This is a genomic window from Zoogloea sp., assembly GCF_041904905.1.
GTDB lineage: Bacteria > Pseudomonadota > Gammaproteobacteria > Burkholderiales > Rhodocyclaceae > Zoogloea.
The window spans coordinates 1-6,031 of the sequence record NZ_JAYRMI010000115.1 but is presented as its reverse complement, the minus strand read 5'-3'; the positions used below and the strand labels follow the sequence as shown (position 1 = coordinate 6,031).

The following is a 6,031-nucleotide window of genomic DNA, read 5'->3' as shown; positions in this document are numbered from 1 at the left end:
TCATGGGGATGTACGCCCTCAAGAAGGGCGGCGCGGGCGAGCTGCGCGTGCAGCTGCTGGGCTCCGGCACGATCCTCAACGAGGTCATCGCCGCCGCCGACCTGCTCAAGAACGACTGGGGCGTGGAGGCAGACATCTGGGGCTGCCCGAGCTTCAACGAGCTGGCCCGCGACGGCCAGGACGCCGCCCGCTGGAACCTGCTCCACCCGCTCGAAGCGCCGAAGAAGAGCCACGTCGAGCAGAAGCTCGACGGCGCCACCGGCCCGGTGATCGCCGCCACCGACTACGTCAAGCTGTTTGCCGAGCAGATCCGCCCGTTCGTGAAGGGCACCTACGTCACCCTGGGCACCGACGGCTTCGGCCGCTCCGACACCCGCGAGAAGCTGCGTCACTTCTTCGAAGTGGATCGCCACTGGGTCACCCTGGCCGCCCTCAAGGCGCTGGCCGACGAAGGCAGGATCGATCGCGACAAGGTCGCCGCCGCGCTGGTCAAGTACAAGCTTGACCCGTCCAAGCCGAACCCCATGTCCGTCTGATCGAGAGGAGCGCAAACATGAGCCAACTCATCGAAGTGAAGGTGCCGGACATCGGCGATTTCTCCGACGTCCCCGTCATCGAGCTGTTCGTCAAGGTGGGCGACACCATCAAGGTGGACGACGCCATCGCCACCCTCGAATCCGACAAGGCCACGATGGACGTCCCGTCCTCCGCCGCCGGCGTGGTGAAGGAGGTGCTCGTCCAGCTGGGCAGCCGCGTCTCCGAAGGCGCCGTGCTGATCAAGCTTGAAGCCGCCGGCGCGGCCGCCGCGGCACCCGCTCCGGCTGCTGCGGCGCCGGCTCCGGCCCCCGCCGCCGCACCGGCTGCCGCCCCCGTGGCTGCCGCCGCGGGCGGTGGCATCGTCGAGGTGAAGGTGCCGGACATCGGCGACTTCTCCGACGTGCCGGTGATCGAGCTGTTCGTGAAGGTGGGCGACACCATCAAGGTGGACGACGCCATCGCCACCCTCGAATCCGACAAGGCCACCATGGACGTGCCCTCCAGCGCCGCCGGCGTGGTGAAGGAAGTGCTCGTCCAGCTGGGCAGCAAGGTGTCCGAAGGCGCGGTGCTCATCAAGGTTGAGACCGGTGCCGGCGCCGCTGCGCCCGCTCCGGCCGCGGCCGCCCCGGCGCCTGCCACCTCCGGCCCCACCGTGCCCCTGGCCGATGGCGCCCCCGCGCCCACGCCGCCCATGAGCGTCCAGCCCATCCCCACCCCGGCCACCACCGTTCCGTCGGCCGTCAAGCTCGGCGGCTCGGTGCACGCCAGCCCGTCGGTGCGCGCCTTTGCCCGCGAGCTGGGCGTCGATCTCGCCCAGGTCAAGGCCACCGGCCCCAAGAACCGCATCCTGAAGGAGGACGTCACCGCCTTCGTGAAGGGCGCCATGAGCACCGGCGTGGTGCCGGGCAAGACCGTCGCCGCCGCAGCCGTGGGCAGCCTGGGTGGCGGGCTCGACCTGCTGCCGTGGCCGAAGGTGGACTTCTCCAAGTTTGGCGAAATCGACGTCAAGCCCCTGTCGCGGATCAAGAAGATCTCCGGCCAGAACCTGGCCCGCAACTGGGCGATGATCCCGGCCGTCACCTACCACGAAGACGCCGACATCACCGACCTGGAAGCCTTCCGCGTCCAGATGAACAAGGAGTACGAGAAGTCCGGCAAGAAGCTCACCATGCTCGCCTTCATCATCAAGGCTTCGGTGCGCGCGCTGCAGGAGTTCCCCGAGTTCAACACCAGTCTCGACGGCGACAACCTGGTCTACAAGAAGTACTTCAACATCGCCTTCGCGGCCGACACCCCGAACGGCCTCGTCGTGCCGGTGGTGAAGGACGCCGACAAGAAGAGCGTGTTCGAGATCGCCGCCGAAACCGGCAGCCTGGCCAAGCTCGCCCGTGACGGCAAGCTCAAGCCGGCCGACATGTCCGGCGCGTGCTTTACCATCTCCAGCCTGGGCGGCATCGGCGGCACCTACTTCGCGCCGATCGTCAATGCGCCGGAGGTGGCGATCCTGGGTGTCAACAAGTCGGTGATGAAGCCGGTGTGGGACGGCAAGCAGTTCGTGCCGCGCCTCACCCTGCCCATGTCGCTCACCGCCGATCACCGCGTGATCGACGGCGCGCTGGCCACCCGCTTCAACGTGTACCTCGCCCAACTGCTGGCCGACTTCCGTCGGGTCATGCTCTGAAATCGGTGAGGCGTTCGGGGTGAGGAGTCAGGCGTAAAAGCCTCGCCTCCCCCGCGCGTTTCACACTACGCCCAAAGAGGTGATCAAGATGAGTCAATTAGTGGAAGTCAAAGTACCCGACATCGGCGATTTTTCCGACGTGCCGGTCATCGAGCTGTTCGTGAAGGTGGGCGACACCATCAAGGTGGACGACGCCATCGCCACCCTCGAATCCGACAAGGCCACGATGGACGTGCCCTCCAGCGCCGCCGGCGTCATCAAGGAAGTGAAGGTTACCCTGGGTGACCGGGTCGGCGAAGGCAAGGTGCTGATCGTCGTCGAAGCCGAAGGCGCGGGCGCAAGCCCCGCTCCGGCTGCAGCCGCCGCTCCCGCTGCGGCGCCTGCCGCGGCGCCGGTGGCCGCGCCGGCCGCTGCCAGCCACGGCGGCGCAGCCGATGTCGAGTACGACATGGTCGTGCTGGGCGCCGGCCCCGGTGGCTACTCCGCCGCCTTCCGCGCTGCCGACCTCGGCCTGAAGACCGCCATCGTCGAGCGCTACGCCACCCTCGGCGGCGTGTGCCTGAACGTGGGCTGCATCCCGTCCAAGGCCCTGCTGCACGTGGCCGCCGTCATCGAGGAGGCCGAACACGCCTCCGTCGCCGGCGTCAGCTTCGCCAAGCCCTCCGTTGATGTGGACGCCCTGCGCGCCCACAAGGAGAAGGTCGTCGGCAAGCTCACCGGCGGTCTGGCCGGCATGGCCAAGGGCCGCAAGGTGGATGTGATCCGCGGCTACGGCCACTTCCTCGACCCGAACCACATCGAAGTCGAGGAAACCACCGGCACCAGCCAGGACAAGACCGGCGCCAAGAAGGTGGTGAAGTTCAAGCAGTGCATCATCGCCGCCGGCTCCGCCGCGGTGCATCTGCCCTTCATCCCCCGTGACCCGCGCATCGTCGATTCCACCGGCGCGCTGGAACTGCGCTTCGTGCCCGGCAAGCTGCTGGTCATCGGCGGCGGCATCATCGGCCTGGAGATGGCCACCGTCTATTCCACCCTCGGCGCCCGCGTCGATGTGGTCGAGATGATGGACGGCCTGATGCAGGGCCCGGACCGGGACGCCGTGAAGGTGTGGGAGAAGCAGAACGCCCATCGCTTCGACAAGATCATGCTGAAGACCAAGACGGTCGCCGTCGACGCGAAGGAGGACGGCCTGTACGTCACCTTCGAAGGAGTGGACGCAACTTCGGGCGCCCCGACCGAACCGGTCAAGTACGACATGATCCTGCAGTCGGCGGGCCGCGCGCCCAACGGCAAGAAGATCGGCGCCGAGAAGGCCGGCGTGATCGTCACCGACCGCGGCTTCATCCCGGTCGATGCCCAGATGCGCACCAACGTGCCCAACATCTTCGCCATCGGCGACGTGGTCGGCCAGCCGATGCTCGCCCACAAGGCGGTGCATGAAGCCCACGTGGCGGCGGAAGTCGCAGCCGGCCACAAGGCCGCCTTCGACGCCACCGTGATCCCGGGCGTGGCCTACACCCACCCCGAGGTGGCCTGGGTTGGCTACACCGAAGCCCAGGCCAAGGCCGAAGGCAAGAAGGTGGAAACCGCCAAGTTCCCGTGGGCCGCCAGCGGCCGCGCGATCGCCAACGGCGCCGACTACGGCTTCACCAAGCTGATCTTCGACGCTGAAACCCACCGGGTAATCGGCGGCACCATCGTCGGCCCGTCGGCCGGCGACATGATCGGCGAAGTGTGCCTGGCCATCGAGATGGGCGCCGATGCCGTGGATATCGGCAAGACCATCCACCCGCACCCCACCCTCGGCGAGACCGTCGGCATGGCAGCCGAAGTCGCCCACGGCAGCTGCACCGACGTGCCGCCCGCGCGCAAGAAGTAGAACCGTACCAATCCCTGTTGCAGCGATGCTTGGCGGCCTTCGGGCCGCCTTTTTTTGTTCGTCGCCCGAGGGCCCGGCTCGCGGAGGAAGCACGCGATCGGGAGCCGCGCAAGCCACAGCGCTATAATCTCCGCGGCATCGGCAGGCCCCGCAAAGGCAGCGCTGGCCCCGGTGCAGCATGGCGGAACAGGCACCCGCAGCCCTCCCCCGCCGCCCCGTGATCGTCGTGGAAAGATGCGTGTATCGTTCTTGTCCCGACCGGACCCGCCCAGAGATCGCCGATGACAGCCTCCGCAGAGCGTAGCGCCACCGAAACCGAACGCCAGCCCGACACCACGCCGCCCGAGATACGCGAGGTGCTGGACGGTCTGCTTGAGCACATGCCCGGCGGCGTCGCCTATTGCCGGATGGAGTACGCGGACGGGCAAGCCCGCGATGTGCACATCCTGTACGCCAACCCGGCCTTCCACATCCAGACCGGGCTCGCCCAGGCGGCCGGACGACGCATCAGCGAGATCGTGCCCAAGCTGCCGCGGGTCGATTCCGCGCTCCTCGAAGCCTTCGGCCGCGTGGCAGACGGCGGCCCCCCGGAGAGCTTCGTCATGCACGTCAGATCCATGGCGCAGTGGTTTTCCATCTCCACCTACAGCCCTCGCCCCGAACACCTCGTGCTCATGCTCGACACCGTGACCGAGCGCAAGAAGGCGGAGATGGCGCTGGCAGAGCGCGCCACGCAGCTCCGCTTCGTGCTCGAGGGCTCGGAGCTGGGCTTCTGGGACTGGGACATCCTCACCGGCAAGGTCGAGCGCAACCCGCGCTGGGGACAGATACTCGGCTACACCGTCGACGAACTCCAGCAAACCGCCCAGCAGTGGTCCGACTTCGTCCACCCCAGCGACCGGGACCGCGCCTGGGCATCCATCTTCGACGTCATCGAAGGCCGCGCCGCAGCGCACAAACTCGAGTACCGGATGCTCCACAAAGACGGCAGCATCCGCTGGATTCTCGACCAGGCCAAAGTGATGCAGCGGGACGATAACGGCAAAGCGATCCGGATGTGCGGCACCCACACCGACATCACCGAGCGCAAGCTGCTCGAAGAGGAACTCCGGCGTCAGGCACACGTGGATTACCTGACCGGCGTGTACAACCGGCGTCACTTCATGGAAAGAGCCGAGCACGAGCTGCGTCGAGCCATCCGCTACGGCAGCCCTCTGTCGATCCTGATGCTCGACATTGACCACTTCAAACAGATCAACGACCGCTACGGCCACAAGATCGGCGACACCGTCCTCAAAGCCGTCGCAGACCTGAGTCACGCGACCTTTCGCGACGTGGACATCATCGGCCGCCTGGGCGGCGACGAATTTGCGGTGCTCCTCCCCGAGACCAACCTGCAGTTCGCGATCGAAGCCGCCGAACGCCTCCGCGAAACCATCACCAACGCCCGAATCCCCTTCTCCGACGGCGCGCCGATGAGCTTCAGCGTATCGATAGGAGCCTCAAGCGTCTCACCCAGCAGCAATCACATCGACGCGCTGCTCAATCTGGCAGACGAGGCGCTATACAAGGCGAAGGAAGGCGGGCGAAACCGCGTATGCGGGTCCGGCGCAGTACTTGAGACCTGAAGGACCCGCGGTCAATCCGACGGAGCGTTCGTCCCATTGTAAGCCCCCGGCCAACCCATCTTCCCCCAGCCCCTTAGCTCGCTAACCATAGTGTCCACTACGCACTAGAAGTGGACACTTTCATGACCGTCACCCCGCCGCGCCGAACCCGTCGCACCTACTCCGAGGAGTTCAAACGATCCCTGATCGACGCCTGCGGCGAACCCGGCGCGTCGGTCGCCGGGGTTGCCCTGGCCAACGGGATCAACGCCAACCCGCTGCGGCGCTGGATGCGCGAGCGGGGCATCGAGCCGCCCGAATTGTCCT

General features: G+C 67.0%; 4 protein-coding genes and 1 pseudogene. All 5 read left to right on the top strand.

Translation table 11 applies throughout. The annotated features are described in order from the left end of the window. A pseudogene (aceE, locus tag ACE3N6_RS18855) lies at window positions 1–536 on the top strand (pyruvate dehydrogenase (acetyl-transferring), homodimeric type); the annotation flags it as partial. 17 nt (window positions 537–553) lie between these two features. Further along, the gene (gene aceF, locus ACE3N6_RS18850; protein WP_374247362.1) at window positions 554–2,218 is read left to right on the top strand and encodes a dihydrolipoyllysine-residue acetyltransferase; all 1,665 of its coding nucleotides are present in this window, start codon (window positions 554–556) and stop codon (window positions 2,216–2,218) included. An 88-nt stretch (window positions 2,219–2,306) separates the two neighbouring features. Continuing rightward, window positions 2,307–4,097, top strand: a complete 1,791-nt coding sequence (lpdA, locus tag ACE3N6_RS18845; protein WP_374247361.1) for a dihydrolipoyl dehydrogenase — start codon at window positions 2,307–2,309, stop codon at window positions 4,095–4,097. 281 nt (window positions 4,098–4,378) lie between these two features. Continuing rightward, the gene (locus ACE3N6_RS18840) at window positions 4,379–5,725 is read left to right on the top strand and encodes a diguanylate cyclase (protein ID WP_374247360.1); all 1,347 of its coding nucleotides are present in this window, start codon (window positions 4,379–4,381) and stop codon (window positions 5,723–5,725) included. Between the two features lie 122 nt (window positions 5,726–5,847). Further along, window positions 5,848–6,031 (top strand): transposase (locus ACE3N6_RS18835; protein ID WP_374247358.1); only part of this gene is annotated, 184 nt, incomplete at its 3' end.